The organism is Streptococcus sp. 79 (assembly GCF_013277425.1).
In the GTDB taxonomy this organism is placed as follows: Bacteria; Bacillota; Bacilli; order Lactobacillales; family Streptococcaceae; genus Streptococcus; species Streptococcus pseudopneumoniae.
This window is the reverse complement of the sequence record NZ_VMMW01000095.1, coordinates 1-979: the sequence shown is the minus strand read 5'-3', so window position 1 is coordinate 979 and position 979 is coordinate 1. Positions and strand designations below refer to the sequence as shown.

3 protein-coding genes are annotated in these 979 nt (G+C 40.3%); all 3 read right to left on the bottom strand.

What is annotated here, in order from left to right; translation table 11 throughout:
- Nucleotides 1–175: DUF1372 family protein (locus HT729_RS10645; RefSeq protein WP_172932004.1), on the bottom strand; the 175-nt coding region annotated here is incomplete at its 3' end.
- A 157-nt stretch (nt 176–332) separates the two neighbouring features.
- The gene (locus HT729_RS10640) at nt 333–638 is read right to left on the bottom strand and encodes a hypothetical protein (RefSeq protein WP_023938751.1); all 306 of its coding nucleotides are present in this window, start codon (nt 636–638) and stop codon (nt 333–335) included.
- The gene (locus HT729_RS10635) at nt 628–819 is read right to left on the bottom strand and encodes a hypothetical protein (RefSeq protein ID WP_001105094.1); all 192 of its coding nucleotides are present in this window, start codon (nt 817–819) and stop codon (nt 628–630) included. Before HT729_RS10635 ends, HT729_RS10640 begins: the two co-directional genes overlap by 11 nt.
- Between the last annotated feature and the right edge of the window lie 160 nt (nt 820–979).

Here is a 979-nt window from a genome sequence, read left to right as displayed (position 1 = left end):
TGTATAATTTGCCATGTCGTCCTTTCTCGACGACCTTACCAAATATCTCAGCGCCTGCGTTATCCGCCTTGTAGATAACCATCGGCTTTTTCTTTTCTAGTTCTGCAATCCTGTCCATCTGCCAGATGTTTAGTCCAGCAGATACCAGAATCCAGATTGCTATGAATCGTTTCAATCTATGACCTCCTCCTTCAATTTAAGCTCAATCTCTAAGTAAAAGCTTTGATCAGGTATCTCCAGTATCGCTGTAGTGGTTTTACCATCAGAACCCACGATAACTTCTCCGATTGCCAAAACTAAGTCTCGAATTGTGCTATTTAGCGTAAGGCTCATCACTCCACCTCCTCATTATATTTTTCTACCAATTCATGCAACCACGACCAAGGTTCGGTTTCTTCAACGATTGGGTCAACTTCCCTTTCTTGCAACCAAGCTGAGAAATTAACCACATTATCAATGTAGATTGTGTCGTAATCGCCCCAATCCCAAACAGTTAAATAAATTTCTGTTTCAGTTCCATTTTCATCTTCAACCGTTATTGAACCATTTTCAACCCACGCTGTACCAAAACACAATTCGCAAGTGCCAGTCTGTTCTTCTTGAAAATCTGAATGGTATTCTGTCACTTTATATTTCATCTTCCAACTCCTCCACTTTTTTCCTCAATTCTTTATTCTTTTTCTTCAACAAATCGCGCTCCAGCGCTCTAATCCGTCTCTTGCGTGCATCGCACGGTTTCGAATACTCGATTATCTTCTCTTCATTTTGCTCAATTGTACGTTTCAGTCCTTCGATTACTACCTGTTTATCGTAATTCATCGTCTAAAAATCTTTCAATAGCTTCTCTATAGGAGACTTCCGCCATACCGTCTAAGTCGTTCAGGGCTTCAATATAGTCTGGACGCCCTTGCCCATACTGCTTTTTCAAAAACTCAACAAAGAGATGAATTTCCTGATAGGTTACTCCAACCATATTTCT

What these genes read in the sequence shown, in the direction of transcription:
- HT729_RS10640 (WP_023938751.1), bottom strand. Translation starts at nt 638, where the DNA reads ATGAAATATAAAGTGACAGAATACCATTCAGATTTTCAAGAAGAACAG.
- HT729_RS10635 (WP_001105094.1), bottom strand. Translation starts at nt 819, where the DNA reads ATGAATTACGATAAACAGGTAGTAATCGAAGGACTGAAACGTACAATT.